Origin of the sequence: Rhodoferax ferrireducens, assembly GCF_049302455.1 — a bacterium.
GTDB classification, from domain to species: domain Bacteria; phylum Pseudomonadota; class Gammaproteobacteria; order Burkholderiales; family Burkholderiaceae_C; genus Rhodoferax; species Rhodoferax ferrireducens_B.
Genome location: NZ_JBAQMD010000044.1, coordinates 1 through 25,879, shown reverse-complemented (window position 1 = coordinate 25,879; position 25,879 = coordinate 1). Strand labels below are relative to the sequence as shown.

At 60.0% G+C, this 25,879-nt stretch carries 22 protein-coding genes, 1 tRNA gene and 2 pseudogenes; 15 read left to right on the top strand and 10 right to left on the bottom strand.

The window, feature by feature from the left end:
* Window positions 1–5: 5 nt before the first annotated feature.
* Window positions 6–2,648 carry a DNA gyrase subunit A gene (gene gyrA, locus WA157_RS08380; RefSeq protein WP_422620509.1) on the bottom strand — a complete coding sequence of 881 codons (2,643 nt, stop codon included), beginning with the start codon at window positions 2,646–2,648 and terminating at the stop codon, window positions 6–8.
* 9 nt (window positions 2,649–2,657) lie between these two features.
* On the opposite strand from gyrA, the gene WA157_RS08375 reads away from it, so the two are divergent.
* A complete protein-coding gene (locus WA157_RS08375; RefSeq protein ID WP_422620508.1) occupies window positions 2,658–2,927 on the top strand; it encodes a hypothetical protein in 270 nt (89 codons plus the stop codon).
* Window positions 2,911–3,549 carry an outer membrane protein OmpA gene (ompA, locus tag WA157_RS08370; protein ID WP_422620507.1) on the top strand — a complete coding sequence of 213 codons (639 nt, stop codon included), beginning with the start codon at window positions 2,911–2,913 and terminating at the stop codon, window positions 3,547–3,549. The genes WA157_RS08375 and ompA overlap by 17 nt, the downstream gene beginning before the upstream one ends.
* Window positions 3,550–3,827: 278 nt before the next feature.
* On the opposite strand, the gene WA157_RS08365 is transcribed toward ompA, so the two are convergent.
* The 5 genes from WA157_RS08365 to WA157_RS08345 all read right to left on the bottom strand — a co-directional run bounded on the left by WA157_RS08365 (window position 3,828) and on the right by WA157_RS08345 (window position 8,624).
* A tRNA-Met gene (locus WA157_RS08365) sits at window positions 3,828–3,904 on the bottom strand.
* 50 nt (window positions 3,905–3,954) lie between these two features.
* A complete protein-coding gene (locus WA157_RS08360; protein ID WP_422620506.1) occupies window positions 3,955–4,734 on the bottom strand; it encodes an enoyl-CoA hydratase in 780 nt (259 codons plus the stop codon).
* Between the two features lie 48 nt (window positions 4,735–4,782).
* A complete protein-coding gene (locus tag WA157_RS08355; protein WP_422620505.1) occupies window positions 4,783–6,609 on the bottom strand; it encodes a M61 family metallopeptidase in 1,827 nt (608 codons plus the stop codon).
* A gap of 144 nt (window positions 6,610–6,753) precedes the next feature.
* Entirely contained in the window at window positions 6,754–7,467 is a 714-nt protein-coding gene (locus WA157_RS08350) for a DsbC family protein (protein ID WP_422620530.1), read from the bottom strand.
* Window positions 7,468–7,496: 29 nt separating this feature from the next.
* Complete coding sequence (locus tag WA157_RS08345) at window positions 7,497–8,624, bottom strand: FAD-dependent monooxygenase (RefSeq protein ID WP_422620504.1); 1,128 nt, start codon at window positions 8,622–8,624, stop codon at window positions 7,497–7,499.
* A 64-nt stretch (window positions 8,625–8,688) separates the two neighbouring features.
* Here WA157_RS08345 and ychF point away from each other — a divergent pair, with 64 nt between their 5' ends.
* Complete coding sequence (ychF, locus tag WA157_RS08340) at window positions 8,689–9,774, top strand: redox-regulated ATPase YchF (RefSeq protein WP_422620503.1); 1,086 nt, start codon at window positions 8,689–8,691, stop codon at window positions 9,772–9,774.
* Between the two features lie 96 nt (window positions 9,775–9,870).
* Here the strand turns inward: ychF and WA157_RS08335 are convergent, their stop codons facing one another.
* On the bottom strand, window positions 9,871–10,341 hold the full coding sequence (locus WA157_RS08335; RefSeq protein ID WP_011463879.1) for a YqaA family protein: 471 nt from the start codon (window positions 10,339–10,341) through the stop codon (window positions 9,871–9,873).
* A gap of 148 nt (window positions 10,342–10,489) precedes the next feature.
* Between WA157_RS08335 and dusB the strand changes: the two genes are divergently transcribed.
* Genes dusB through purH form a run of 3 tightly spaced genes read left to right on the top strand, consistent with a single transcriptional unit; the run spans window position 10,490 to window position 13,432 of the window.
* Window positions 10,490–11,542, top strand: coding sequence for a tRNA dihydrouridine synthase DusB (dusB, locus tag WA157_RS08330; protein WP_422620502.1), 1,053 nt, complete (start codon window positions 10,490–10,492; stop codon window positions 11,540–11,542).
* The gene (locus tag WA157_RS08325) at window positions 11,539–11,775 is read left to right on the top strand and encodes a helix-turn-helix domain-containing protein (protein WP_011463881.1); all 237 of its coding nucleotides are present in this window, start codon (window positions 11,539–11,541) and stop codon (window positions 11,773–11,775) included. Before dusB ends, WA157_RS08325 begins: the two co-directional genes overlap by 4 nt.
* A 58-nt stretch (window positions 11,776–11,833) precedes the next feature.
* On the top strand, window positions 11,834–13,432 hold the full coding sequence (purH, locus tag WA157_RS08320) for a bifunctional phosphoribosylaminoimidazolecarboxamide formyltransferase/IMP cyclohydrolase (protein ID WP_422620501.1): 1,599 nt from the start codon (window positions 11,834–11,836) through the stop codon (window positions 13,430–13,432).
* Window positions 13,433–13,625: 193 nt separating this feature from the next.
* Here purH and WA157_RS08315 read toward each other — a convergent pair whose 3' ends face one another.
* Window positions 13,626–15,023 carry a c-type cytochrome gene (locus tag WA157_RS08315; protein ID WP_422620500.1) on the bottom strand — a complete coding sequence of 466 codons (1,398 nt, stop codon included), beginning with the start codon at window positions 15,021–15,023 and terminating at the stop codon, window positions 13,626–13,628.
* Between the two features lie 177 nt (window positions 15,024–15,200).
* On the opposite strand from WA157_RS08315, the gene WA157_RS08310 reads away from it, so the two are divergent.
* Together WA157_RS08310 and WA157_RS08305 are read left to right on the top strand one after the other, a co-directional pair.
* Window positions 15,201–16,178 (top strand): DUF6502 family protein, encoded by a 978-nt coding sequence (locus tag WA157_RS08310; RefSeq protein WP_422620499.1) that lies wholly within the window; start codon window positions 15,201–15,203, stop codon window positions 16,176–16,178.
* Window positions 16,175–17,401, top strand: a complete 1,227-nt coding sequence (locus WA157_RS08305) for a DUF5666 domain-containing protein (protein WP_422620498.1) — start codon at window positions 16,175–16,177, stop codon at window positions 17,399–17,401. The genes WA157_RS08310 and WA157_RS08305 overlap by 4 nt, the downstream gene beginning before the upstream one ends.
* Window positions 17,402–17,525: 124 nt before the next feature.
* Here the strand turns inward: WA157_RS08305 and WA157_RS08300 are convergent.
* Window positions 17,526–17,654 (bottom strand): annotated as a pseudogene (locus WA157_RS08300) (sulfite exporter TauE/SafE family protein); the annotation flags it as partial.
* A gap of 163 nt (window positions 17,655–17,817) precedes the next feature.
* On the opposite strand from WA157_RS08300, the gene WA157_RS08295 reads away from it, so the two are divergent.
* Both WA157_RS08295 and WA157_RS08290 read left to right on the top strand, forming a co-directional pair.
* Window positions 17,818–18,252, top strand: coding sequence for a DUF1841 family protein (locus tag WA157_RS08295; protein ID WP_422620497.1), 435 nt, complete (start codon window positions 17,818–17,820; stop codon window positions 18,250–18,252).
* A 209-nt stretch (window positions 18,253–18,461) separates the two neighbouring features.
* Window positions 18,462–19,415 (top strand): ice-binding family protein, encoded by a 954-nt coding sequence (locus WA157_RS08290; protein WP_422620496.1) that lies wholly within the window; start codon window positions 18,462–18,464, stop codon window positions 19,413–19,415.
* 67 nt (window positions 19,416–19,482) lie between these two features.
* Here WA157_RS08290 and WA157_RS08285 read toward each other — a convergent pair whose 3' ends face one another.
* A complete protein-coding gene (locus WA157_RS08285; protein WP_422620495.1) occupies window positions 19,483–20,148 on the bottom strand; it encodes a c-type cytochrome in 666 nt (221 codons plus the stop codon).
* Between the two features lie 102 nt (window positions 20,149–20,250).
* Between WA157_RS08285 and WA157_RS08280 the strand changes: the two genes are divergently transcribed.
* The 5 genes and pseudogenes from WA157_RS08280 to WA157_RS08260 all read left to right on the top strand — a co-directional run.
* Complete coding sequence (locus WA157_RS08280; protein WP_422620494.1) at window positions 20,251–21,105, top strand: AAA family ATPase; 855 nt, start codon at window positions 20,251–20,253, stop codon at window positions 21,103–21,105.
* Between the two features lie 30 nt (window positions 21,106–21,135).
* Window positions 21,136–21,732 carry a GNAT family N-acetyltransferase gene (locus WA157_RS08275; RefSeq protein WP_422620493.1) on the top strand — a complete coding sequence of 199 codons (597 nt, stop codon included), beginning with the start codon at window positions 21,136–21,138 and terminating at the stop codon, window positions 21,730–21,732.
* A 31-nt stretch (window positions 21,733–21,763) separates the two neighbouring features.
* The gene (locus WA157_RS08270; protein WP_422620492.1) at window positions 21,764–22,975 is read left to right on the top strand and encodes a vWA domain-containing protein; all 1,212 of its coding nucleotides are present in this window, start codon (window positions 21,764–21,766) and stop codon (window positions 22,973–22,975) included.
* Window positions 22,972–24,837, top strand: a complete 1,866-nt coding sequence (locus tag WA157_RS08265; RefSeq protein WP_422620491.1) for an autotransporter assembly complex protein TamA — start codon at window positions 22,972–22,974, stop codon at window positions 24,835–24,837. Before WA157_RS08270 ends, WA157_RS08265 begins: the two co-directional genes overlap by 4 nt.
* Window positions 24,837–25,879: pseudogene (locus WA157_RS08260) on the top strand (DUF490 domain-containing protein); the annotation flags it as partial. The gene WA157_RS08265 and the pseudogene WA157_RS08260, both read left to right, overlap by 1 nt.

Genomic DNA, 25,879 nt, shown 5'->3' with positions numbered 1-25,879 from the left:
AGCAATCAGTCGGTGCTGCTGGTGTCGTCCTGATCGTCACTGGCGGTTTCATCAGCCACCGGGTTGGCGTCATTTTCGACAATCCGCTGCAGTCCGCTCAATTTGGAGCCTTCGTCGAGACCGATCAGCGTCACGCCCTGCGTGGCGCGGCCCAGTTCGCGAATTTCGGAGACACGGGTGCGCACCAGTACGCCCTTGTCGGTGATCAGCATGATTTCATCATCGGCATGCACCAGGGTGGCGGCCACCACTTTGCCATTGCGCTCGGACTGGGTGATGGCAATCATGCCCTTGGTACCGCGGCCATGGCGGGTGTACTCGGTGATGCTGGTGCGCTTGCCGTAGCCGTTGACGGTGGCGGTCAGCACGCTTTGCAACTCATCCTCGGCCACCAGCATGGCGATCACGCCCTGGCCGTCTTCCAGCATCATGCCGCGCACGCCTCGGGCATTGCGGCCCATCGGGCGCACATCGTTCTCGTCAAAGCGCACCGCCTTGCCACCATCGCTGAACAACATCACATCGTGCTTGCCGTCGGTCAGCGCGGCGCCGATCAGGTAGTCGCCCTCATCCAGGCCGACGGCGATGATGCCGCCCTTGCGCGGGTTGCTGAATTCGTCCAGCGGCGTTTTCTTGACGGTGCCCATGGAGGTGGCCATGAACACGTACTGGTCAGCGGGGAAGCTGCGCTTCTCGCCGGTCAGTGCCAGCACCACATTGATCTTTTCGCCCTCTTGCAACGGAAACATGTTGACGATCGGGCGCCCGCGTGAACCGCGTGAGCCCTGGGGCACTTCCCAAACCTTGAGCCAGTAAAGGCGACCCCGGTTGCTGAAACACAGGATGTAATCGTGCGTGTTGGCAATGAAGAGCTGGTCAACCCAGTCGTCTTCTTTGGTGGCGGTGGCCTGCTTGCCGCGCCCGCCGCGTTTTTGTGCCCGGTATTCACTCAGCGGCTGGCTCTTGATGTAGCCGCTGTGCGAGAGCGTGACCACCATGTCGGTGGGCGTGATCAGGTCTTCCGTGCTCAAGTCAAACGAGCTGTGCTCCACCAGGCTGCGCCGCGCGCCCAGTTTGGTTTGGCCAAACTCGGTCTTGATGGCGGTGAGTTCTTCGTAAATGATGGTGGAGACCCGTTCGGACTTGGCAAGAATGTCGAGCAAGTCTTCGATCTCGCCCATCACCTCTTTGTATTCGGCGACGATTTTGTCCTGCTCCAGGCCGGTCAGGCGCTGCAAACGCATTTGCAGAATTTCCTGCGCCTGCGTGTCGGACAGACGATACAGGCCATCGCTGCCCATGCCGTACATCTTCTCCAGGCCGTCGGGGCGGTAGTCGTCGGCGTTGATCACGCCGCCGTCAAGCCGGGTGCGGGTCAGCATTTCGCGCACCAGCTTGCTGTCCCAGGGCTTGGCCATCAGTTCGACCTTGGCCACCGGTGGCGTGGGGGCGTTGCGGATGATGGCGATGAATTCGTCGATATTGGCCAGCGCAACGGCCAGGCCTTCGAGCACATGGCCGCGCTCGCGCGCCTTGCGCAGATTGAACACCGTGCGACGGGTCACCACCTCGCGGCGGTGCTGCAAAAACACTTTAATCAGGTCTTTGAGGTTGCACAGCTTGGGCTGGCCGTCGATCAGCGCCACCATGTTCATGCCAAAGGTATCCTGCAGCTGGGTTTGCTTGTACAGGTTGTTGAGCACCACCTCGGGCACTTCGCCGCGCTTGAGTTCAATCACCAGCCGCATGCCGGACTTGTCGGACTCGTCCTGGATGTGGCTGATACCCTCGATTTTCTTCTCGTGTACCAGTTCGGCCATGCGCTCTTGCAGTGTCTTTTTGTTGACCTGGTAGGGCAGCTCGTCGACGATGATGGACTGGCGCTGGCCTTTGTCGATGTCTTCGAAATGAACCTTGGCGCGCATCACCACCCGACCCCGACCGGTGCGATAGCCGTCCTTGACGCCCTGGATGCCGTAAATGATGCCGGCGGTGGGGAAATCGGGCGCCGGAATGATCTCCATCAGTTCGTCAATCGAGGCGTCCGGGTTGCGCAGCAGGTGCAGGCAGGCATCCACCACTTCATTCAGGTTGTGCGGCGGGATGTTGGTGGCCATACCCACGGCAATGCCACCGGAGCCGTTGACCAGCAGGTTGGGCAAGCGGGTTGGCAGCACCAGCGGTTCTTTTTCGGAACCGTCGTAATTGGGGCCGAAATCAACGGTCTCCTTGTCCAGATCAGCCAGCAGCTCGTGGGCGATCTTGGACAGGCGGATTTCGGTGTAACGCATGGCCGCTGCGTTGTCGCCGTCGACCGAGCCAAAGTTGCCCTGCCCGTCGACCAGCATGTGGCGCATGGAAAAATCCTGCGCCATCCGCACGATGGTGTCGTAGACAGACTGGTCACCGTGCGGGTGGTACTTACCGATCACGTCGCCGACGATACGTGCGGATTTCTTATACGGCCGGTTCCAGTCGTTATTGAGTTCGTGCATCGCAAACAGCACACGACGATGCACTGGTTTCAAACCGTCCCGCGCATCGGGCAGGGCACGGCCCACAATCACGCTCATGGCGTAATCGAGGTAACTGCGCCGCATTTCCTCTTCAAGGCTGACGGGCAGGGTTTCTTTGGCGAATTGGGTCATGGGACGCTCGTGGCTATGGCAGGATCAAAGGCAGCCTGCCATTCTAATGGGCGTCCGCTTGGCTTGCCTTGTGGCTTCCCGGCAACGGCGATGTATGTTAATGCTGCTTTCTATGTAGGAGAAAATGCCGTGGCCCTGTTTCGAGTTCCAGGTCGAATAACGCTGTGGCACAATCCTTATAACGATTTGGGTGATTGGCATCCAAAGCGTCTTATAAATATTCGCAGCGCTGCTGCGGCTTTTTTCCCCAAAAGGAGAACACATGAAGAAATTAAATAAAGTGGCAATGCTGGTTGCTGCCGCAGCATTCGCAACAATCTCTGGTGCCCAAACAGTTGATAACTGGGTCAGCTCCAATGGTATTACCTGGAAAAATGGCACCAATGAACTGTGCTGGCGTGATTCCAACTGGACACCTGCCACGGCAGCCGTTGGTTGCGATGGCGCCATCGTTGCCGCCAAAGCGGCACCAGCGCCCGTGGCGCCGCCGGCAGCTGCTCCTGCCCCCGCAGTGGTCAAACCCGCACCCGCACCTATGCCGGTTGCCGCCACCAAAGTGACCTATGCTGCTGACGCCTTCTTTGACTTCGACAAGTCGGTACTGAAGCCTGAAGGCAAGGCCAAACTGGACGATCTGGTTGGTAAAGTCAAAGACATCAATCTGGAAGTCATCATTGCTGTTGGTCACACCGACTCCGTCGGCTCCAATGCTTACAACCAGAAGTTGTCGGTTCGCCGCTCTGAAGCTGTGAAGGCTTATCTGGTGTCCAAGGGCATCGAGAAGAACCGTGTTTACACCGAAGGCAAGGGCGAATTGCAACCGGTTGCTGACAACAAGACCAAAGAAGGCCGTGCTAAAAACCGTCGCGTAGAAATCGAAGTGGTTGGTACGCGCAAGTAATCAGAACTTGCATTAAGAATCAGCCTTCGGGCTGGTTTCAAAAAAAACCCCGCAGCTGCGGGGTTTTTTTATGGTGTGCCCGGCATGGGCGCTCTCGCGGAGGTGGAAATCCTCTGCTCATCCGGCAAGCGGATGCGTCAGGCGACACGCTGGGAACCCGATGAGGTGGATTTCGACGCTGCCCACAGACTGCCTGCCAGGAGGCAAAAGCAAATAGAAACAAAAAAGCCTGCTATTTATTAAATAGCAGGCTTTTCTTTTCCCATAAGGGCTTTGACTGGTGGCGCTTCACGGATTCGAACCGCGGACCTGTGGATTATGATTCCATCGCTCTAACCGACTGAGCTAAAGCGCCGAAGCCGCAGATTATAACCAGAAGCCGGGCGCTGATTCGGCCTTGCGCACTTATTGATGCTGGAAATTCGCCTTGCGTTTGTTCACAAAAGCGTCCATGCCTTCTTTTTGATCGGCGGTGGCAAACAGCGCGTGGAACAGGCGGCGCTCAAAAATGATGCCATCACTCAGCGTGCCTTCAAATGCCCGGTTGACGGATTCCTTGGCGGCCATGGTGGCAATCTGCGAGTACTCGGCGATCATCAGGGCTGCGCCCAACGCTTCTTCCATCAGTTTGTCCAGCGGCACCACGCGGCTGACCAGGCCCGCGCGCTCGGCCTCCAGAGCGTCCATCATGCGGCCTGTGAGTACCAAGTCCATCGCCTTGGCCTTGCCGAGCGCCCGTGGCAGCCGCTGCGTGCCGCCGGCGCCGGGAATGATGCCAAGCTTGATCTCGGGTTGGCCAAACCGGGCGTTGTCAGCCGCGATGATGAAGTCGCACATCATGGCCAACTCGCAGCCACCGCCCAGCGCAAAACCGCTGACCGCCGCAATGACCGGTTTGCGCACACTGCGAATTTGCTCCCAGTTGCGCGTGATGAAGTCGCCTTTGTAGGCGTCGGCAAAACTGAGTTGGGCCATGGCGCCGATATCGGCCCCGGCGGCAAAGGCTTTTTCGCTCCCTGTGATGATCATGCAGGCAATCGCCGGGTCGCTGTCAAAGGCTTTGAGCGCCGCACCCAACTCGGTCATCAACTGGTCGTTCAGCGCGTTGAGTTGCTTTGGTCGATTCAGGGTCAGGATGCCAATTTTGTCGGCTTCGGTGCGAATCGTGATCAGTTCGTAATTCATCGTGCTCTTTCGGAAGTGGTTGAAAAAATGAGGCTGGCCGCTGGGTCTTCAAGCGGCATTGAGCCATTGACCGATCAGTTGACTGTCGCGCGCCGTCAGGCGCCAGGTGGTGACCGACTGGGGCAGTGTCAGTGGCAGCTTCAGCAGGCGCTTGTCGCGCGCGACCAGGACGTAAATTTTGCTGGCGCTTGCGGCATAGAGCATCAGATCGTCAAGCTTGTTGATGCGCCAGGCGCTGGCCGACTTGCCCGAACCCACTTCAAGGCCCAGCCATTCATCCCCAGCCGCCAAGCCCGCTTGTTCCGCCGCACCGCCGCGCAGCACGGTCTTGATCTGCACGCCGGCAGTTTCGGTCACGCGCAAGCCCAAACGTTGCGCGAGTTGGGCCGGCTCTTCCAGTACCTTGACGCCTTGCGCTGTCAGCAGGGATTGCAGCGGCAGGTCGGCAGTGCCGTGCACCCACTGAGCGACCTCCGAGGCATAGGAGCGCCCCCCCAAGGCTTCCAGCGTTGCTGCCAGGTCGGCCTCGGTCATCGGCCCGCCCTGGCAGCGCAGCCACAAGGCGCGCATCACGACGTCCAATGACGTCTTGCCCTCTTGCCGCAGTGTCAGGTCCAGACACAGCGCCACCAGAGCCCCCTTGGTGTAGTAGCTCACGGTCGCGTTGGGTGTGTTTTCGTCTTGCCGGTAGTACTTGACCCAGGCATCCATACTGGCTTGTGCCACGCTTTGCACGGCACGCCCAGGCGTTTGCAGCACCTGATTGATGGTCTTGGTGAGCAGTTTCAGGTAGGCGACGTCGTCAATCAGATGAGCGCGGCGCAGCAGCAAATCGTCGTAATAGCTGGTGAATCCTTCAAAAAACCAGAGCAGCTGCGTGTAGTTTTCGCGCCCATAGTCGTAGTCGGTGAACTCGGCCGGGCGCAAGCGCTTGACGTTCCAGGTGTGGAAGTACTCGTGGCTGATCAGGCCGAGCAGCGTCTTATAGCCTTCGGTTGGCTGCTCAGGCGACGGGTTGACACTTGGCGCGCGCGCCGGGTGGCCCAGGCGTGGCAAGTCCTGACGCTTGCAGATCAGTGCGGTGGAATTGCGGTGTTCCAGACCGCCATAACCGTCGTCCACGGCGTTGAGCATGAAGCAATAGGTTTTATGCGGTGGTTTGGCCGGGGCGCGTTTGCTCGACCGGGCGCCATGCCAGAACTGGATTTCCGCTTCGCAAATGCGTTGCGTGTCGGCCAGCAGTTGCTCACCATCAAAGGCGGGTGGAGCGCCCGCGACGACAAACCGGTGCGGGATGCCGCCCGCCACGAACGCGCCATGCCAGAACGGGCCCATCTCGACCGGACAGTCCACCAGTTCGCCGTAGTCGCTGGCCAGGTAGGTGCCAAAGCCGTTGCGTGTGGTTTTGGCGGGGGTCAGACCGGTTGCCAGTTGCCAGTCGGGTAGGTCCGGGTGCGCCGATAGCGTCAGTTCATGCGGCAACGCCTCCTGGCCCTCGACCCTCAGAAACAGGCTGGTGCCATTGAAAAAACCCCGCGCGCCGTCCAGCCACGCGGTACGCACCGAGTTGTCAAGCGCGTAAATCTCATACTGCAGAACCAGCGCTTGGTTCGTCTGGCACCGGGCCTGCCAGCTGCATTTGTCGAGCTGGCTCAAGGCCACGGCGTGGCCGCCTTGGTGCGCCTGCAGTTGCTGCAGGTTCTTGGCAAATTCGCGCACCAGATAGCTGCCCGGAATCCAGACCGGCAGGCTCACGCGCTGCAAGGCGGCAGGCTTTGCAATGGTCAGCGTGACGGCAAATAGATGGGCACTCAGGCTCTGCAGGTCGACCCGGTAGTGCACGGCTGCGGTGGCGTTGGTGGGTCGACGGGTCATGAGGATATTTCAATAAAAAGGCCGCTAGCCCTTATCCAATAAGCGTAAGCAGCTACAAATAGAGAAGCAGATGAGATGGGAAATAAACTTGCCGGGCAAGACGGTTCGTCGGCCCCACGGGGTGGAGCCTGTCGATGCCCGATCTCAGTTCTTGGCTGTCGTCAGGTACTTTTCAACGTCCGCTGCGCCAATCGCGCCGGGCACCCGAGTGCCGTCGGCGAAGATCAGCGTCGGGGTGCCCGTGATCTTGTATTTGCGGCCAATCTCAACGTTGCGCGTGATGGCGGTGCTGTCGCAGTTCGCCACTTTGGGCAACTGGTCGCGCACCATCCAGTCTTGCCAGGCTTTGCCCTTGTCTTTGGCGCACCAGATGTGTTTGGATTTCTCGATGGATTCAGCGCTGAGGATCGGGTAGAGAAACAGGTGAATCGTCACGTTGTCCACGCCTTGCAGGTCGCGCTCAAAGCGCTTGCAGTAGCCGCAGTTGGGGTCTTCAAACACGGCCAGCTTGCGTTTACCGTTGCCGCGCACGATGGTGAAGGCATCCTTCAACGGCAGCGCGTCAAAACGGATGGCGGTTAATTTGTCGACGCGCTCTTCCGTCAGATTGCGGCGCTTTATGGTGTCGATCAAATTGCCCTGAACCAGATAATTGCCCTCGGCATCGGTGTAATAAATTTCCGTGCCGTTGACCCGAATTTCATACAAGCCCGACATCGGGCTCTTGCTGACTTCGTCAATTTTTGCCAGTTGCGGAATTCGCTCCGCCAGATTCTTGCGAATGGTGGCCTCTTGTGCGCTAACGCCCAAAGCCAACAACACGGTGGCACAGAGCAGTGCGGATTTAGCTAGTTTCATCTTGAGTCGTCCATTCATACGTTCATTCATTAAAAACCCATGGCCTGGCGCGCTACCCATTGCTTGACCGGGCCGCTGCGCTCAAAGCCATTCATGCCCAAGTTGCGCGCCGCCTGGAACACGGCACTGCTGTTCGAAAACAGCCGCTGCAGACCATCCATGGTGGCACCCATGGTCAGCACTTCAGCCTTGCGCGCGCGCTCGTAGCGCCGCAGCAGCTTCTCATCACCCACACTGCGCCAGTATTCACGCTCGTGCATTGTTTGGGCCAAGGCGGCCACGTCTGACAAACCCAAGTTCAAACCTTGCCCGGCCAGCGGATGCACGTTATGGGCGGCGTCACCCGCCAGAGCCCAAGCCTTGCCCTCGTGGACTCCCACCCAGCGCCCGGCGCGCGCCGACTGCAGTGGCCAGGCGCCGCGCTCACTGGTCAGCGTGAGCTGGCCCAGACAGCCCTGACTGGCGACCTGGAGCTGCTGACAAAACTCAACTGGGCTTGCTCCCATCAATGCCCCAACCCGGTCGTCAAGGACAGACCAGACAACGGCGACAGAGTTCCCCTGTGGACCGTCGATTGGCAAAAAGGCCAGGATTTCACCTTGCGTAAACCATTGGCGTGCTGTTTGGGCATGCGGCATTTCGCAAGCCAGGCGCGCTGCAATCGCTGTCTGCGGGTAGCGGGCGACCTCAAATTCAATGCCGAACTCGGCGCGCGTCCGGCTGGCCTTGCCTTCACAGATCACCGTCAGGCTGGCGGGTTGCGGTGCGTCCAGTAACTCGATTTGCGGCTGAAACCGCACCGCCGCCGCCAGTTGCGCCTCCAGCACCGGCACATCCACAATCCAGGTCAAACCCTGGACCTTGAGTTCCTGCGCTGAAAAATTGACCTCGCCGCCGTCATCGCCCAAAACCCGCATGGCCAGTACTTCGGTCGCGTGCTGGGCATCGGGCCAGCAGCGCAGCGATTCCAGCAGGGCCCGGGATTTGGCATTTAAAGCGTAGGCGCGCACGTCCGGGGCCGCCGCAGCAGCACTCGGGCTCGTCGCTGCGGGCCTCGACACCAGACCCACGCGAAGCCGTTCGCGTGCCAGCAACAGCGCCAGCGTTCGTCCCACAATACCGTCGCCGCGGATGCAAATATCAAAGGGTTGAGTCATGGAAGCATTGTAGAAGGCGGGCATCGAATACACTTATGGGCTTGTTTTTTAAGGTATTTACTCCATGAAATGTGGCATCGTGGGCTTGCCCAACGTCGGTAAATCGACCTTGTTCAACGCCCTGACCAAGGCCGGCATCGCGGCCGAAAACTACCCTTTTTGCACGATTGAGCCCAATGTGGGCATCGTCGAAGTGCCCGATCCACGGCTTGATGCGCTGTCAGCCATTGTCAAGCCGCAAAGGGTGCAACGGGCCATTGTCGAGTTTGTCGATATTGCCGGTCTGGTGGCCGGCGCCAGCACGGGCGAGGGTCTGGGCAACAAGTTTCTGGCCCACATCCGCGAGACCGACGCCATCATCAACGTGGTGCGCTGTTTTGAAGACGCCAACGTCATTCACGTCGCTGGCAAGGTGGACCCGATCTCCGACATGGAGGTGATTCAGACCGAGTTGTGCCTGGCGGACCTGCAGGCAGTTGAAAAAGCCCTGCACCGTGTCACCAAGGTGGCGCGCTCGGGCGACAAGGAGTCGATCAAACTGGTGGCGATTCTGGAGAAGTGCCAGGCCGCCTTGAACCAAGCCAAACCGGTGCGCACACTGGACTTCAGCAAGGAAGAGTTGCCACTCCTGAAACAATTTTTCCTGATCACTGCCAAGCCTGCCATGTTTGTGGCCAACGTGGCCGAAGACGGTTTCGAGAACAATCCCTACCTGGACCGCTTGACGGCTTACGCCACCGCACAAAAGGCACCGGTGGTGGCGATTTGCGCCAAGATGGAAGCCGAGATGGCCGACATGGAGGAAGAGGATAAAAAAATGTTCCTGGCCGAAATCGGTCAGACCGAGCCGGGCCTGAACCGCCTGGTCGTCGCGGCCTACAAGTTGCTGGGCCTGCAAACCTACTTTACGGCCGGCGTGAAAGAGGTGCGGGCCTGGACCATCCATGTGGGCGACACCGGCCCGCAAGCGGCCGGCGTGATCCATACCGATTTTGAGAAGGGCTACATCCGCGCCCAGACCATTGCCTATGAAGACTTCATTGCGTTCAAAGGCGAGCAGGGGGCCAAGGACGCGGGCAAGATGCGCAGCGAGGGCAAGGAATATGTCGTCAAGGATGGCGATTTGATGAACTTCCTGTTCAGTTCCTGATGGCCCTCTGATTTATAAGAAATCTGGCTCTAGCCCCCGTGAAATATGCTTGACTAGCTATATAAATAGTAGCATCCTGAGTGTGTTGCGACGGCGCTAGGCGCCAAACAGCCCGATGAGTCCCGCCGTCATCAGGGTGTAGCGGGCCAGCTTGCCAATGGCCATGTAGGCCACGCAAGGCCAGAAGGGCAACTTGATCCAGCCGGCCACGGCGCACAGCGGGTCGCCCACCACGGGTAGCCATGCCAGCAGGCAGGCTTTGGGGCCGAGCCGTTGCAACCAGTCCAGCGCGCGCAGGTGGTGGTTGGAGTGCCCGTATTTGTCAACCACCTGGTGGGACGCCAGCCCCATGGCCCAGGTCACCATGCCGCCCAGCGTGTTGCCAACGGTGGCCACGGCAATCGTGGGCCAAAACAGATGGGGGGAGAGTTGAACCAGCCCAAACACCACCGGTTCCGAGCCCAGCGGCAGCAAGGTGGCAGAAATGAACGACACCACAAACACGGTGCTGAGGCCAAATTGCGGCAGTGCCAGTAGGGTGATGAGTGTTTCGAGCCAGGCGTGCATGGGTGCGTGAGTATAGGTTTGCGTCTGGGCGGCGATTCTGGCTGGCGTTTCAATTGCTGAAATATTGGGCAGTTAGAATAAACCAGCGGTGTCCTGCCACCGCAGATTCCAACACCACATTCTTCCCAATCGACTGCAATTTGTTCAGATGAACATTGGCCCGTATTTATTGCCCAATCGGTTCTTTGTCGCCCCCATGGCTGGGGTGACGGACCGACCCTTTCGCCAGCTGTGCCGACGGCTGGGGGCGGGCTATGCGGTCAGCGAGATGCTCACCAGCCGACCCGATTTGTGGCACACGCCGCAAACCGCGCGGCGTGCCAACCATGACGGTGAAGCCGGTCCGATTGCGGTGCAAATCGCCGGCACAGAAGCCGCCATGATGGCGCAGGCCGCTGCCTACAACATCGACTGCGGCGCCCAGATCATTGACATCAACATGGGTTGCCCGGCCAAAAAAGTCTGCAACAAGTGGGCCGGCTCAGCCCTGATGCAAAACGAGCCGCTGGCGCTGTCCATCGTGCAGGCGGTGGTTGCGGTCTGTGCGCCACGCGGGGTGCCGGTCACGCTCAAAATGCGAACCGGCTGGTGTCAGTCGCACAAAAACGCGGTGGCGCTGGCGCGCGCCGCGGAGCACGCGGGTGTGCAGATGATCACAGTGCACGGCCGTACGCGGGAACAGGGTTACAGCGGGTCGGCCGAGTACGACACCATTGCCGCGGTCAAGGCGGCGATCAAAGTGCCGGTGGTGGCCAATGGCGACATTGACTCGCCCGAGCAAGCCCGCCACGTACTCGCGGTGACCCAGGCTGACGCGGTCATGGTGGGTCGCGCGGCGCAGGGGCGGCCCTGGATCTTTCGGGAAATGGCGCACTTTTTGGCCACTGGCAGCCACTTGGCGCCGCCCCTGGTGGCCGAGGTCAAGCAACTGCTGATCGATCATTTGCACGACCACTACGCTCTGTATGGCGATTTTCTCGGTGTGCGCACCGCGCGCAAGCACATTGGCTGGTACGTCAAAAACCTGCCCGGTGGTGACGCATTTCGGGCGCGCATGAATTTGATGGAAGACTGTGGCCAGCAGGCCGCAGCGGTCGCTGATTTTTTTGACGTTTTGAATGCGCGCATGGACCGGCTGCCGGTGAACGTGCCGCCTGGGGTATTGAAAAAGAATGAAAAACACATGGAGACAACACGATGAGTCATATGCCTATTGAAGAATGTGTGCGCAGCAACCTGGAGGGTTATCTGCGCGATCTGGGTGGCACCGAACCCGACGGCATGTACAACATGCTGGTCAATGTGGTGGAGCGACCGCTGCTTGAAGTGGTGATGCGCCATGCGGATCACAACCAGTCCAAAGCGGCCCAATGGCTGGGCCTGAACCGCAACACGCTACGCAAAAAACTGCTCGATCACAAGTTGATCAAGTAAGCCATCCGGGGCCGTCGCGCTGGCCCTGACCTGTTTCCCACCTTACTTATTGAAACCTATGAACGCACTGATCTCTGTCTCGGACAAAACCGGCATCGTTGAATTTGCCCAAGCCTTGCACGCGCTGGGCATCAAGCTCCTGTCCACCGGCGGCACGGCCAAATTGCTGGCCGACGCCGGCCTGCCGGTGACCGAAGTGGCTGAGGTCACCGGCTTCCCGGAGATGCTCGACGGTCGGGTCAAAACCCTGCACCCCAAGGTGCACGGCGGCCTGCTGGCACGGCGTGATGTGCCCGAGCACATGGCGGCCCTGAAGGCACACGCGATCGACACCATTGACTTGCTGGTGGTCAACCTGTACCCGTTCGAGGCCACCGTGGCCAAGCCCGGCTGCACGCTCGACGATGCGATCGAGAACATCGATATCGGCGGCCCGGCCATGGTGCGCAGTGCCGCCAAGAACTGGAAAGACGTTGGCGTCCTGACCGATGCCTCGCAGTACGCGCAAGTGCTCGCCGAACTCAAGAGGGACGGCAAGCTGACGCAAGCCACCAAGTTTGCCCTGAGCGTGGCGGCGTTCAACCGCGTGGCGCAATACGACGCCGCCATCAGCGACTACTTGTCTTCCTTGAATTTTGAAGAGGGCAACAACACGCCACCCCGCAAGCTGTTCCCGGACCAAAGCAACAGCTGCTTCGTCAAGCTGCAAGACCTGCGCTATGGTGAAAACCCGCACCAAAGCGCCGCCTTCTACCGCGACTTGCACCCGGCGCCCGGCTCCCTGGTGACCGCTGTGCAATTGCAGGGCAAGGAGCTGAGCTACAACAACATCGCCGATGCCGATGCCGCCTGGGAATGTGTCAAGAGCTTTGACGTCGCCAAAGATGGTGCAGCCTGCGTGATCTTGAAGCACGCCAACCCCTGCGGCGTGGCGGTCGGAGTCGATGCGCTGGCGGCCTACAGCAAGGCTTTTCAGACCGATCCGACCTCGGCGTTCGGCGGCATTATTGCCATCAACTGCACGTTGGACGAGCGCGCAGCGCTACAGATGTCCAAGCAGTTCATTGAAGTGCTGATGGCCCCTGATTTCACGCCTGAAGCGCTGGCGGTGTTCAAGTCGAAGGTCAACGTGCGCATCTTGAAGATTGCCTTGCCGCCCGGTGGCGCCACCGATTGGGACAATGGCCGCAATGCCGTCGAGTCCAAACGCATCGGCTCCGGCTTGCTGCTGCAAAGCGCCGACAACCACGTGCTGACCTTGGCGGACCTGAAAGTCGTTACCAAGGTGCAACCGACACCCGAGCAATTACAAGACCTGCTGTTTGCCTGGACCGTGGCCAAATTTGTCAAGAGCAACGCCATCGTGTTCTGCAAAGGCGGCATGACCATGGGGGTGGGGGCAGGGCAGATGAGCCGGCTGGACTCGGCGCGCATTGCCAGCATCAAGGCCGAGCACGCCGGCTTGTCGCTGAGTGGTACGGCCGTGGCCAGTGACGCGTTCTTCCCGTTCCGCGACGGACTGGACGTGGTGGTTGATGCCGGTGCCACCTGCGTCATCCAGCCGGGTGGCTCGATGCGCGACCAGGAAGTGATCGACGCCGCCGACGAGCGCGGTGTGGCCATGGTGTTCAGCGGCGTGCGGCATTTCAGGCACTGAGCCATCCAGCGTTGAACCCACAAAAAGCCGGGCCACGATTGAGTGGCCCGGCTTTTTTACTCATCAGGGCTTGTCAACGCAGATCAAACAACATCTGCTTTTGCATCACCCTGGTGTCTGGCTCACCGACTCAGCAGCCTGCACACAGGCAGTCAGATTGACTGCTTGGCTTGGGCTGTGAGTCCCCTATTCATCAAATGGTGGGGGTGGCCAGATAGGCCGCCATGTCGGTGAGGTTCTGGGCGCTGAATTTTCCGCTGTACGAGCTCATTGAACCGACGCCGCTGATGGCGCTGCTGATGGTGATGGGTGAATTGGCGCCATTCAGGACCTTCAGAGTGCTTGGAGGCGTTCCATGGCAGCTACCGCAACTATTGGCAGCATAGAGCAGCTTGCCGGCAGCAGCCGATGCCACCACCACGGGGGGCAGAGCGGCCGCCACCGTGAAGGTGCGCAAAACTTCGACAGCCGGTGCAAAGCTGGCGTCGCCGGCCTGGTTGGCCGTGACGCTGCAAGACCCTGCTGCGACCAGCGTCAGGACGGTACCGTTGACGGTACAGACCGACGGCGTGGTGGACGCGAACGTGACGGCCAGGCCCGACGTTGAGGTCGCGCTCAGAGCGGGCGCAGCAATACCCATGGTCTGGTTGCCAGGCGAGGCGAAAGTGATGGTTTGTGCTGCAGGCGTGGGAGTCGGTGTCGGCGTAGGCGTAGGCGTAGGCGTAGGCGTAGGCGTAGGCGTAGGCGTAGGCGTAGGCGTAGGCGTAGGCGTAGGCGTAGGGGTTGGGGTTGGGGTCACGCAGCTCAACTTGACCGGTTTGATCTTGGCTTTCTTGACATCGTCGCATTTGGTGTTGCTGTCGGCGCTACAAGCCATCTTGACATCGTCGTCGTTGTCCAGATCCAAAGAGGCATTGGGCGAGTTGGTGGCCAGCATCTTGCGAATGCGGTCGTCGTCACTGTCTTCTTCATCAGCGTGTTCGCAATGGAGTTTGCTCAACTCGTCCTTTGATTTTTGAATTTCAAGAACGTGCTCACGCGCTCTGTCGCTGGCCTTCTTGTAGGCGCCGTCGTGATCGCGTTTTTCGACAAAGTTAACGGTTACAGAAACGTTGAGGTCCAGGCCTTTTTCGGTTTTTACCTCGGTTTCAGCCTGTTCGAAGGTCTTGGTACTGTCGAGGTCCATTTTGGTTTGCACCATGTCGGTCAACGGACTGATGACGCTGTGTTTGCCGGCCGAGGTTCTCAATGTGTAGGCAACTGGCACCTTGACGTCCGGGAAATCCATGTCGGTGGCATCGGTGCCGACCATGGCAATCAGCTTGGCGGTGGCGAATTCGGTGGTCGGGATATTGAGTGTTACCTTGCCATCTTTATCGGTATAACCTTGTGTCTCAGTGGCTTGACACACGCCGTCGTTGTTGCTGTCCACACATACCAGGGCGTTGTAGATCAGTCCATCCATGACCGTGGTCGTTACGGGGGTGGTGTCCACGCCTGCTGTGCCCCCGCCACCGCCACCGCACGCGGTGAGTGAGACGACGGCTGCGGCGATCAAGCCGAGGGTGAATTGATGGCTAGAAACTTTCATGGTGAGACTCCAGAGGTGGTTAAAACGAGAAGCAGGCAAAACATTCTTTCCAATTTTGGGAATATTTCCCATTAATGTGATTTATCTTCATGCGCCTGTCAAGTAATCTTAGGATGAATATTTGGGAAAAACCCCCAAAATTTGTATGCAAATGTTTGTTCGTGCACAATTCGCTCAGTGAGAAAAAAAGCCGCCAACCCCGTGAACAAGCGCAGCCCCGCCGCTGCACCCGCTCAGCCGCCCGTTGCCGGCTTGCCTGAGCCGGCGCTGGCGGCGCAGGCGATGGCGCGGGTGTTGCAGCCACTGGCGCGCTTGATGATTGACCACGGGCTGCAGTTGCCATCGATGGTGGAATTGCTGAAAAACGAGCTGGTGCAACAGGCAGCGGCAGCGTATGGCTTGGCCGACAAAGGCAGCTCCGACAGCCGCATTGCTTTATTGACGGGCGTGCACCGCAAGGATGTGAAGCGACTGCGCGAAGCGCCGGTGAGCCCCAGCACGGCGGTGCCCTTGGTCCCGGTGGCGGCTTCGGTGGTGGCGCGCTGGATCAGCGAGCCCCGGTTTTTGAATGCCGACCAGACGGCTCGCCCCTTGGCGCGCACGCCCCGGCGCAGTGGCGTGGGCGAGCCTGACTTCACCACGCTGGTGGCCGAAGTCAGTCGTGATGTCGGCGCGCGCGCCGTGCTCGATGAACTGGTGCGCCTGGGAGTGGTGGAACTGCGTGAGGATGGTTATGTGGCCTTGAAGACCAGCGGGTTTGTGCCGCACGAGGGTCTGGAAGAGTCATTTCATTTTCTGGCCGCCAACGTGAGCGAACACCTCGCCACAGCGGTGCACAACCTGGCCCCTGATCGGCAGGGGCCCTTGATGCTGGAGCAAAGCGCGTTTTCGCAGGATCTGTCGGCTGAGCAGGCGGGACAATTGCAGCAGCAGGCGCGGCGTTTGTGGGCCAGCAGCTTGCGGCAGTTTTTGCAGACCGCCACAGTGGCCGAGCAGCGCAGTCAGGCTGATGCCGGGCCCAAACATAGAATCCGGTTCGGTGTGTATTTCCATGACGCACTGCAGGCGACGCCAGAGCCGCCGCCCGAACTGCGGCCTGCGGCCAAGCCAGGGGCAAAGAAGAGACGTCAAGACAAGAGAAAGCCTGCACCATGAGCGAACCTTCACAACCGAACCTTTATTTAACCCGGCGCCACTGGCTGGCCCTGGCCGCGTCGGCCGTGAGCGGATGCGGTGGCGGCAGTGGGGTCAGCACGGCCTCGCTGCCCGGCACCGGCGGCACGGGCTATACCCAAGGTTCTATTTCCGGTTTTGGCAGCGTGTTCGTCAACGGTGTCGAGTTTGACGATGTGATGGCGTCAGCCAATGGTTCCATTCAGATCGACGGAGTCACGGTCACTTCAGACTATTTGCGCTTAGGTATGGTGGCCGGAGTGCAGAGCGAGCGCGGAGTTGATCCCGCTCCGCCCACGGTCCGTCGGATTGATGTTTGGTCGATTGCCCAAGGGTCTGTGCTGCAAATACCCAGGGTGATTCAGCGCATCCAGCGTACGGATGGCACGTTCGCCGAATCTGCCGAGTTCACGGTGGCGGGGATGACGGTGCAAACCGACCCCAACACGTCGTTTTACGGCGTTGCGTTTGCCTCGGACCTGATGCCGAACCAAGTGGTAATGGTGTGGGGATTGCAGGCGGGCACGGATGGCGCGCACTGGACTGCCACCCGTGTGGAGGTGCGCCCGATGGGAATGGCTATGAATATGGTCAGCACCGGCGTGGTTTACGTGTCGGGTTCGCAGCGCTTGCTCAATGGCTTGTCACTCTCGGGCTCTACGGCGGGCACGCTGACTGTTGGCGCCTTGGTGCGCGTTCAGGGCACCTGGTCTCCTGCCAGTAACAGTCTGGCAGTGGAGCACAGCAAGTTGCTGGGCTCAGGGCTGGTTTTCCAGCCGCCGGGGCATGACGAAATTGAGGTCGAAATTGAAGGCTTCGTGACCGACACGCCGACGGCCAGCGGTTTCATGCTGGGCAACATTGTGGTGGACGCCAGCGCCATTGCGCCCATCAGTACAGAGGTCAAAAAGGGAGCGCGGGTGGAGGTGCATGGTACCTGGCAGTCAGGCGTGCTCAAAGCCACCGAGGTCGAACTTGAAACCGAGCAAACGCTGCAAACGGTCGAGCTCAAGGGCGTGATGGATTCATTTGTCAGCAAGGCAGAATTCTGGGTGCGGGGGCAGCGCTGTGATGCCACAGGTATTACAAAGGTCGAGCACGGCACGCTGGCTGATCTGAAACAGGGGGTTGAGGTCAAGCTCAGGGGCAGCAAGGCCGGCGACGTGGTGATGGTGACTGAGCTGGAGATAGTCGTAGACGATTGATGGCAGCAGGCAGGGGGAAAGCGGCCGCAAATGGCCGCTTTGGACTTTTTATACAATAAAACAGGCTGTAGCCCCCGTCATTATTGCCTTATGTGCTATCTTTTGTATAGCAGTTGACGCAGCGCATTACCACGATAGGCACCGCCAGCGAACCAAAGCCTGCGCCAAAACCGCTCTTGCTGACACCCAGCAAGAGCACGGCGGGGACGGTAACCGCGTAAAAAATAGGGTCGGTGATGAGGGGGAATGTCATCGAGTGGCACAGTTGTTTAGAGCAAAAGAGGGCCCAAGCCCCGTGGGTATTGCCTGAGACGCTTGGCGCATGGCGATGGTCCCGGGTAAAGACCTGCATTTCTACCCGATGCCGTTGCAGGCGGCTGCAAAGCGGGCGACAGGGCGCGACAATACGGCCCACTATGTTTTCACCTTCCCAAGCCGATGTCCGCCAATTTTTTTGTACTATTTATGCCAAGGCCCAGGCAGGTCAGGCGCTGGACGCTATTGAAACAATAGCGAGCCTGTGGATTGACGAGCACCCCGAATACCACGCGGAGTTGGCCGATGTGGACGCTGCCCTGGGCAGCATGCAGGATACCGAGGCCGGTCAGAACAATCCGTTTCTGCACTTGTCCATGCACCTGTCCATCAGCGAGCAGTGCAGCATTGACCAGCCGCGCGGCATTCGCCAGGCGGTGGAGTTGCTCACGCACCGGCGCGATTCCTTGCACCTGGCGCACCATGAGGTCATGGACTGTTTGGGCCGGATGATTTGGGAGAGCCAGCGCGCCGGTCGTCCGCCCGACGGCGCGTCCTACATTGCCTGCGTGCAAGGGCGTGCTACCCGCGATTGACGCTGCATTGGGCTCGGTTGAGCGGGCAGCAAGAAATTGTGTCGGGAATTCTTACACCGGCGATTTGATGTGTCGACGAGGTAAATATAACTAATTGATTAATAAGGAAAATCTACGTTAGGCATGAATGTTGCATATGTTTGCTCTAAGGGCAGACGATGGCTTATCCGACTTGGCTGTCCTCCATTAAGTCCCATAAGGAGAGCAGAATGAAAATCGCATCCAGGCATGCAAACAGTACCCGCGCTGGCGGCACACTGAAATCGTTGTCAACATTGACCTTGGCCGTGCTCGCCGTGTTTTGCGCCGCCGGCCCTGCCTTGGCGACGCCAATGCTGGGTTCGAGTTTGGCGAGCTTTACGGTTTTGGGCGCCGAAACGGTGACCAATGTCCCCACAAGTACCATTGTCGGAAATGTGGGTGTCTCGCCAGGGGATGCACTTCCGGGCTTCAACTGGGTTTCAGGCACTGCGACGGCAGACGGGCAGGTGACTGGCGGACTGGTGCACTCCAACACCGCGCTTGCAGCGTCGGCGCAGGCCGAACTCACCACCGCTAGACTGAATCTTGATTCGCTGGGAATAGGTAATACCCTGACGCTCGCTGACCTGAGTGGACTCACTCTTTTTCCGGGTGTCTACACCGTCCATTCGGGAACCACCAATTTGTCGGGGGCGCTTACGCTTGACGGTCAGGGCAACGCCAATGCAGCCTGGGTATTCCAGATGGATTCAGATCTGATCACCTCGCCCAACTCGGTCGTGAACCTGATCGGTACCGGTGACGGTGCCGGTGTGTATTGGAACGTGCGCAGCTCCGCGACCATCGACACAAACACTACATTCCTGGGGAATATTCTGGCGCTCACTAGCGTCTGGATGAATTCCACCGCAACAGATCTTTGCGGCAGAGCCTTGGCCGATACGGGTGAGGTGACGTTAATTCAAAACAGCCTCTCCGGCATTTGCGCAGGCGAACTCGCTGGAAGCAATGGCTTGAGCGGAGGACTTGATGTGACAAGTACCCCAGGTAGCCCGGATGTGGTCGCCTTCCTTCCGTTCGTCCCCGTTAACGGTGGCGGGACCGTGCCCGAGCCCGGCTCGCTGGCGCTATTGGGGCTCGGACTCGCGGCAATTGGATTTGCTCGTTGTCGCCTTGGCTGAGATCAGGTAGCTGTAAAAAAAAAGCCGCCCATTGGGCGGTTTTTTTTGGGGGGAGACCCTCGAACAGTTATTTGAACTTGGCTTGCGGCAAGGTCTTGAGCACACCCGGCAGTGAGCTGACGTAGTTGGCGAGTTCTTTCAGTTCCGCATTGGAGAATTGCTTGGCTACGCCACCCATGATGGGGTTGCCACGACCCCATAGCGCTTTGCCTTCGCTCTTGTAGGATTTGAGCGCCACAAACAGATAATCGCCGTGCTGGCCGGCAATTTTGGGATAGGTGGGGTCAATCGGCTGGCTGAAATTGACACCATGGCAAGACACGCAGTTGCCTTTTTGCAGCAGCGCTGCGACTGGGGCCGAGCCTGCGGCGGCCGGGCCCGGTGTCGGCGCCGCTGGCATCTTGTCATGCGCTTCATAATAGGCCGCTACATCAGCGATGTCCTGATCACTCAGGCCAGCGGCAATGCCGCGCATGGTGGGATGCTTGCGATCACCCTTTTTGTAGGCACTGAGGGCCGACGCAATGTACTTGGCGCCCTGGCCCGAAATCATGGGAACCTTATAGACCTCTGGAAAACTGGATTGGTAACCCTTGATACCGTGGCAGCCGACGCACATGGCGATTTTTTTCTCGCCCGCTTTATCATCACCCTTGAGTTCCTGCGCGTAAGAAGAAGTAACCGTGATACAAGCGAGCAACAAGACAGACATTGGCGACAGGAATTTATTCATTTTGTTCGGACAATCAACCAAAGTTTGAGATAGATCAGAGAATTATTATATCGGTCAACTTTCTTCTACGACATTGCTGTTTCCCCCAATCAAATCACCACCATGAAATTCCACGGAACCAAAAACTACGTCGCCACCCCGGATCTGATGCTGTCGGTCAATGCGGCCATCACGCTCAAGCGGCCATTGCTGGTCAAGGGTGAGCCCGGCACCGGCAAAACCATGCTGGCCGAGGAGGTGGCAGGCGCCTTGAACATGCCGCTGCTGCAGTGGCATATCAAGTCGACCACCAAGGCGCAGCAGGGCCTGTATGAATACGACGCGGTCAGCCGCCTGCGCGACTCTCAGCTGTCCAGCCTGGACGGCGGTGAGCGGGTCAAGAACATCCACAACTACATCCTCAAGGGCGTGTTGTGGCAGGCCTTTACCGCCGAGGAGCCGGTGGCCTTGCTGATTGATGAAATTGACAAGGCGGACATTGAATTTCCGAACGACTTGCTGCGCGAAATCGATCGCATGGAGTTTTATTGCTACGAAACCCGTGAGTTGATCCAGGCCAAAAACCGGCCGCTGGTGTTCATCACCTCCAACAACGAAAAAGAACTGCCGGATGCCTTTTTGCGCCGCTGCTTCTTTCACTACATCAAGTTTCCCGACGCCGACACCATGCGCAGCATTGTCGACGTGCACTTTCCGGGCTTGAAAAAAGAACTTTTGAGTGCCGCCATGAAGACGTTTTACGACGTGCGCAACCTGCCGGGCCTGAAAAAGAAACCCTCCACCAGCGAGTTGCTGGATTGGCTCAAGCTGCTGCTGGCCGAAGACATTCCCCTTGAAGTGCTGCAAACTCCGGTCGACAAAGTGGCGGTGCCGCCGCTGGTGGGCGCACTGCTCAAAAACGAGCAGGATGTGAGCTTGTTTGAAAAACTGGTGTTCATGCAACGGCATAACCGCTGAAGCACAGGCCCCGAGAAACAGAGATTGACCATGGCATTTGTTGAACCTGTCACCCTGGCGGCACGCGGTATCAAGCTGGTTCCGCTCGCGCTGAGCCATGAAAGCGGCTTGCGCGCCGCCGCCGCGGATGGCGCGCTGTGGCAGGTGCGCGTCACCTCCGTGCCGGAGCCTGAACAAACCCGGTCCTATATTGAGAACGCGTTGGCCATGCGTGAGGCGGGTAACCGTTTTGCCTTCTGTGTGCTGGACGACGCCACCGGGACCGTCCTGGGCTGCACCAGCTACCACGACATCGTGCCCGCCGTTAAGCGCGTGGAGATTGGCTGGACCTGGTATTCAAAAAGCAGCCAGCGCACCCATGTCAACACCACCTGCAAGTTGCTCATGCTGACGCATGCGTTTGAGACCTTGGGTTGCCACGTGGTGGGCTGGCGCACCGACAACTTCAACTTCGCCTCGCAAGCCGCCATTGAGCGCCTGGGCGCCAGAAGAGACGGCGTGCTGCGCGGCCACGCGCTGCGCCGCGACGGCACCATCCGCGACACGGTGATGTACAGCCTGCGCAGTGGTGAATGGCCTGAGGTCAAGGCGCACCTGCTGTATTTGCTGGATAAACCGCGAGTTTGAGGCCTGTGGAACACGCACGCTTCAAGACACCATGCTGATTGACTTCTTCTATACCCTGCGTTCGGCCAAATTGCCGGTCTCCGTCAAGGAATTCCTCACCTTGCTCGAAGCGCTTAAAGAGGGCGTGGTCGGCCCCAATGCGCCCGGGCCGCAGAGTGACGCGGAGCCCAGTGGCTACAAGATCGAAGACTTTTATTACCTGAGCCGCGCCACCCTGGTGAAGGACGAAAAGCATTACGACAAGTTCGACCGCGCCTTTGCCGCCTACTTCAAGGGCGTGGAGCAGTTGGCCGATTTCACCAAAGAAGTGCCATTGGACTGGCTGCGTCAAACGTTGGAACTCAACTTGAGTCCCGAAGAAAAAGCCGCCATTGAAAAAATGGGCTGGGACGAGCTGATGGAGACTTTGAAGAAGCGCTTTGAAGAGCAGAAAGAACGTCACGAAGGCGGCAGCAAGTGGATCGGCACCGGTGGAACCAGCCCGTTTGGGCATGGCGGTTACAACCCACAAGGGATCCGCATTGGTGGCGCGGGCAAAAACAAGAGTGCCGTGAAGGTATGGGAGCAGCGCGCTTACAAGGACTACGACGACACGCAGGAGCTGGGCACGCGCAACATCAAGGTGGCGCTGCGCCGCCTGCGCAAGTTTGCCCGCGAAGGCCACGAAGAAGAGCTGGACCTGGACGACACCATCAAGTCCACGGCAGCGAACGCCGGCTACCTGGACATCAAGATGGTGCCCGAGCGCCACAACAACGTCAAAGTGCTGCTGCTGATGGACGTCGGCGGCACCATGGACGAGCACATTGCACGGGTGGAAGAACTGTTCAGTGCCAGCAAGACCGAGTTCAAACACCTGGAGTTTTACTACTTTCACAATTGCGTCTACGACTTCATGTGGAAGAACAACCGGCGCCGCTTCAGTGAGAAATTTCCCACCTGGGACATCATCCGCAAGTACAACAAGGACTACAAGCTGATCTTCATCGGCGACGCCACCATGAGCCCGTATGAGATTTTGCAGCCCGGCGGCAGCGTGGAATACAACAACGAAGAGGCTGGGGTCGAATGGCTGGGGCGACTGACCAGCGCCTTCCCCAAATTTGCCTGGATCAACCCGGAGCCGCAAGGCGTGTGGCAGTACCGCCAGAGCATCAGCGTGGTCCAGCAACTCATGAATCAGCGCATGTTCCCGCTCACCCTCAAGGGGCTGGAAGACACGATGCGACTGCTGACCAAATGAAATGGGCGCTGACCAGTCTGCTTGCCACCATGATGCTGGCGCTCGCCCCCGCGCAGCTGCGGGCGCAAGAGCTGGCAGCCAGCCCGGCAGTTGCTGCGTCAGCCGCCGCTGTGCCGGCGGCACCGGCGCAGGCGGCGTTCGAACTCACCATCGAGGCGCCCGATGAAATTCGCGAGCTGTTGCAGCGCCATCTTGAACTGTTGCGCTACCGGGAACTGACGGACCTGAGTGACAGCGAACTGGCGCGCTTGCTGACGGCGGCCGAACAAAACACGCAGGAGCTGGTGGCCACGCTGGGCTACTTCTCACCTGACATCCGGTTCGAGCAGCAAGCCCCCAGCAACGGCGCCTCGACGCGCTTGTTGAAACTGCGCGTCGTGCCCGGCGAGCCCACCGTGGTGGCTGATGTGAAGGTTGAACTCAAAGGCCCGATCGCCACCGACCCGGCGGCGTCCCGGCAACGCCAGCAGATTGAAGACAATTGGTTGCTGCGACCCGGCATGCGCTTTACCCAGGCCCGCTGGACCGCTGCCAAGCAGCAGGCGCTGCGCCAGCTCACCAGCCGGCGCTACCCCACAGGACAACTCAGCACCACCCTGGCGGACATTGATCCGGTCACCCGCCGCGCACGTTTGAACATCACGCTGGACTCAGGCCCGGCTTACCAGCTCGGTGGCCTGGTGATCAGCGGACTGGAGCGTTTTGATGCTGCTCTGGTGACGCGGCTGGCGCGCCTGGCACCGGGCGCCAGCTACGACCAGGCGCAGCTGGTGGCTGCACAGCAGCGCCTGGCGGACAGTGGATTTTTCGACTCGGCCTATGTCTCGCTCGACACCTCGGGCGACCCGTCCGCCACGCCGGTGTTGGTGCAGCTGCGCGAGGCGCGCCTGCAAAAGCTGGTACTCGGTATTGGCGCCAGCACCGACGGCGGCGCTCGCCTGTCGGTCGAACACACGCACCACAAAGTCCCGGGTATCGGCTGGCGCGCCGTCAGCAAGCTGATGCTGGACCGCGAGACACGCGCGATCGGCAGCGAGTTGACCTCGCCGCCCGACGCGGACAACTGGCGCTGGGTCACGGCAGCCCAGGTGCAGAACCAGCGGCTTGGCAGCTTCGATGTCAACAGCCAAAGCCTGCGCGGCGGGCGCAGCCAGAGTGGGGACCGGATTGACCGCAATTACTACCTGCAATACGACCGGGCCGACACCGCCACCAGCGAGGCCGGCGCACCCGCCACGGCCGCGGCGCTGAGCGCCAACTACGCCTTCACCCTGCGAAACTTTGACAGCCTGCCCTTTCCCACCAGCGGCTGGGGCTTCGGCGTGGAGGTGGGCGGCGGCACCACGCTGGGCAGTCAGCGTGACCCGTATGGCCGCACTCTGGCGCGCGCGCTGGGCTATTGGCCGTTGGGGCGCAGTGCCGATGGTGCATCAAGCGCCCTGCGTGCCGGACGCCTGGCACTGCGCGCCGAGGCGGGCGCGGTGCTCGCCAAAGATGGCATCAACTTGCCCAGCACCCAACTGTTTCTGACCGGGGGCGACAAGACTGTGCGCGGCTATGGCTACCGCGACCTCGGCGTCACGCTGCCAGACGGGCAAACCACGGCAGGGCGTTATCTGGCGGTGGGAAGTCTGGAGTGGCAGCGCCCCATCGTCAGGGATGATCGTTTGACCGACTGGGAAAGCACCGTCTTCATCGATGCCGGGGCCGTGGCCGACAAGCCGGCCGAGCTGCGCGCCAAGGTTGGTGTGGGTGTCGGCGCGCGCTGGAAGAGCCCGGTCGGACCGCTGCAGATTGACCTAGCGTACGGCGTGGCGGTTAAACGCTTTCGCTTGCATCTGAATGTGGGGTTCAGCTTTTAATGAAGGCACTGCGCATCACGCTTTATCTGCTTGCCGCCACGCTGCTGGGCGTGCTGGTCCTGGCGGGCGCGCTGTGGTTCTGGAGCGGCAGCGGCACCTCGCTGGCCACCTCGCTGGGTCAACTGGCGCGCTACCTGCCAGCGGGCCAGACGCTGCAAGCCAAGGATGTCAGCGGCTCACTGCGCGGCGGCGGCAGCATCGGCTGGCTGCGCTGGCAGCAGGGTGAGCTTAGCGTCGAGCTGCACGACGTAACGATTGCCTGGTCGCTGCGGCCACTGCTCGGCGGCGAGTTGCGGCTGGGCAAGGTGGCGGCCCGGCACCTGCGCATCGAAGACCGCCGCCCGGCCTCGGAGCCCACCACCCGCACACCACCCACCGACCTGCGCCTGCCGTTGCGAGTGGACCTGCCGTTTACCGTGGACAGCGTGGAATGGGTGGGCGCGGGCGGCACGTCACTGCAAGCCACCGGGCTGGCGGGACGCTATAATTTTGATAGCTACTCACACAGACTGGACGGGGGCCAGGTGCATATTTCATCTGGAGACTACCAGATCAGTGCCAGCGTGCAGGCAGCCTCGCCAATGGCGTTGGCTCTCCAGCTGGACGGTAGCGTGCAAACGACCGTGCCGTCGCGCGCGCAGCCGGTCAGCGTGCAGGCCCATGCCAGCATCACCGGCGCATTGGCGGGGCGTGACGCCGCCTTGGCGCTGCAGGCCGAGCTGGTACCGGCACTCAAGGCCACGCCCACCGTGAAGCAGCAGGTGATGCAGGCCAACATCAAAGCAAGCATCCAGCCCTGGCAACTGCAACCGGTCGCCAGCCTTGAGGCGCGCTGGCAGGCGCTGGACTTGGCCGCGCTGTGGCCACAGGCACCGCAGACGCGCCTGGGTGGCACTGCAGCCGTCACCCCGGCAGGCCCGGGCTGGCAAGCGGGCATACAACTCACCAACACGCTTAGCGGTCCATGGGACCAGCAGCGACTGCCGCTGGAGCGGCTCGACGCCAAGGTTGAGTTTCTGAATGGGCAATGGGCGGTCCAGTC

Excerpts from the sequence above, each read along its gene's own strand:
- gyrA (WP_422620509.1), bottom strand. The coding sequence starts at position 2,648 with ATGACCCAATTCGCCAAAGAAACCCTGCCCGTCAGCCTTGAAGAGGAA.
- ompA (WP_422620507.1), top strand. The coding sequence starts at position 2,911 with ATGAAGAAATTAAATAAAGTGGCAATGCTGGTTGCTGCCGCAGCATTC.
- WA157_RS08360 (WP_422620506.1), bottom strand. The coding sequence starts at position 4,734 with ATGAATTACGAACTGATCACGATTCGCACCGAAGCCGACAAAATTGGC.
- WA157_RS08355 (WP_422620505.1), bottom strand. The coding sequence starts at position 6,609 with ATGACCCGTCGACCCACCAACGCCACCGCAGCCGTGCACTACCGGGTC.
- WA157_RS08350 (WP_422620530.1), bottom strand. The coding sequence starts at position 7,467 with ATGAAACTAGCTAAATCCGCACTGCTCTGTGCCACCGTGTTGTTGGCT.
- WA157_RS08345 (WP_422620504.1), bottom strand. The coding sequence starts at position 8,624 with ATGACTCAACCCTTTGATATTTGCATCCGCGGCGACGGTATTGTGGGA.
- ychF (WP_422620503.1), top strand. The coding sequence starts at position 8,689 with ATGAAATGTGGCATCGTGGGCTTGCCCAACGTCGGTAAATCGACCTTG.
- WA157_RS08335 (WP_011463879.1), bottom strand. The coding sequence starts at position 10,341 with ATGCACGCCTGGCTCGAAACACTCATCACCCTACTGGCACTGCCGCAA.
- dusB (WP_422620502.1), top strand. The coding sequence starts at position 10,490 with ATGAACATTGGCCCGTATTTATTGCCCAATCGGTTCTTTGTCGCCCCC.
- WA157_RS08325 (WP_011463881.1), top strand. The coding sequence starts at position 11,539 with ATGAGTCATATGCCTATTGAAGAATGTGTGCGCAGCAACCTGGAGGGT.
- purH (WP_422620501.1), top strand. The coding sequence starts at position 11,834 with ATGAACGCACTGATCTCTGTCTCGGACAAAACCGGCATCGTTGAATTT.
- WA157_RS08315 (WP_422620500.1), bottom strand. The coding sequence starts at position 15,023 with ATGAAAGTTTCTAGCCATCAATTCACCCTCGGCTTGATCGCCGCAGCC.
- WA157_RS08305 (WP_422620498.1), top strand. The coding sequence starts at position 16,175 with ATGAGCGAACCTTCACAACCGAACCTTTATTTAACCCGGCGCCACTGG.
- WA157_RS08295 (WP_422620497.1), top strand. The coding sequence starts at position 17,818 with ATGTTTTCACCTTCCCAAGCCGATGTCCGCCAATTTTTTTGTACTATT.
- WA157_RS08290 (WP_422620496.1), top strand. The coding sequence starts at position 18,462 with ATGAAAATCGCATCCAGGCATGCAAACAGTACCCGCGCTGGCGGCACA.
- WA157_RS08285 (WP_422620495.1), bottom strand. The coding sequence starts at position 20,148 with ATGAATAAATTCCTGTCGCCAATGTCTGTCTTGTTGCTCGCTTGTATC.
- WA157_RS08280 (WP_422620494.1), top strand. The coding sequence starts at position 20,251 with ATGAAATTCCACGGAACCAAAAACTACGTCGCCACCCCGGATCTGATG.
- WA157_RS08275 (WP_422620493.1), top strand. The coding sequence starts at position 21,136 with ATGGCATTTGTTGAACCTGTCACCCTGGCGGCACGCGGTATCAAGCTG.
- WA157_RS08270 (WP_422620492.1), top strand. The coding sequence starts at position 21,764 with ATGCTGATTGACTTCTTCTATACCCTGCGTTCGGCCAAATTGCCGGTC.
- WA157_RS08265 (WP_422620491.1), top strand. The coding sequence starts at position 22,972 with ATGAAATGGGCGCTGACCAGTCTGCTTGCCACCATGATGCTGGCGCTC.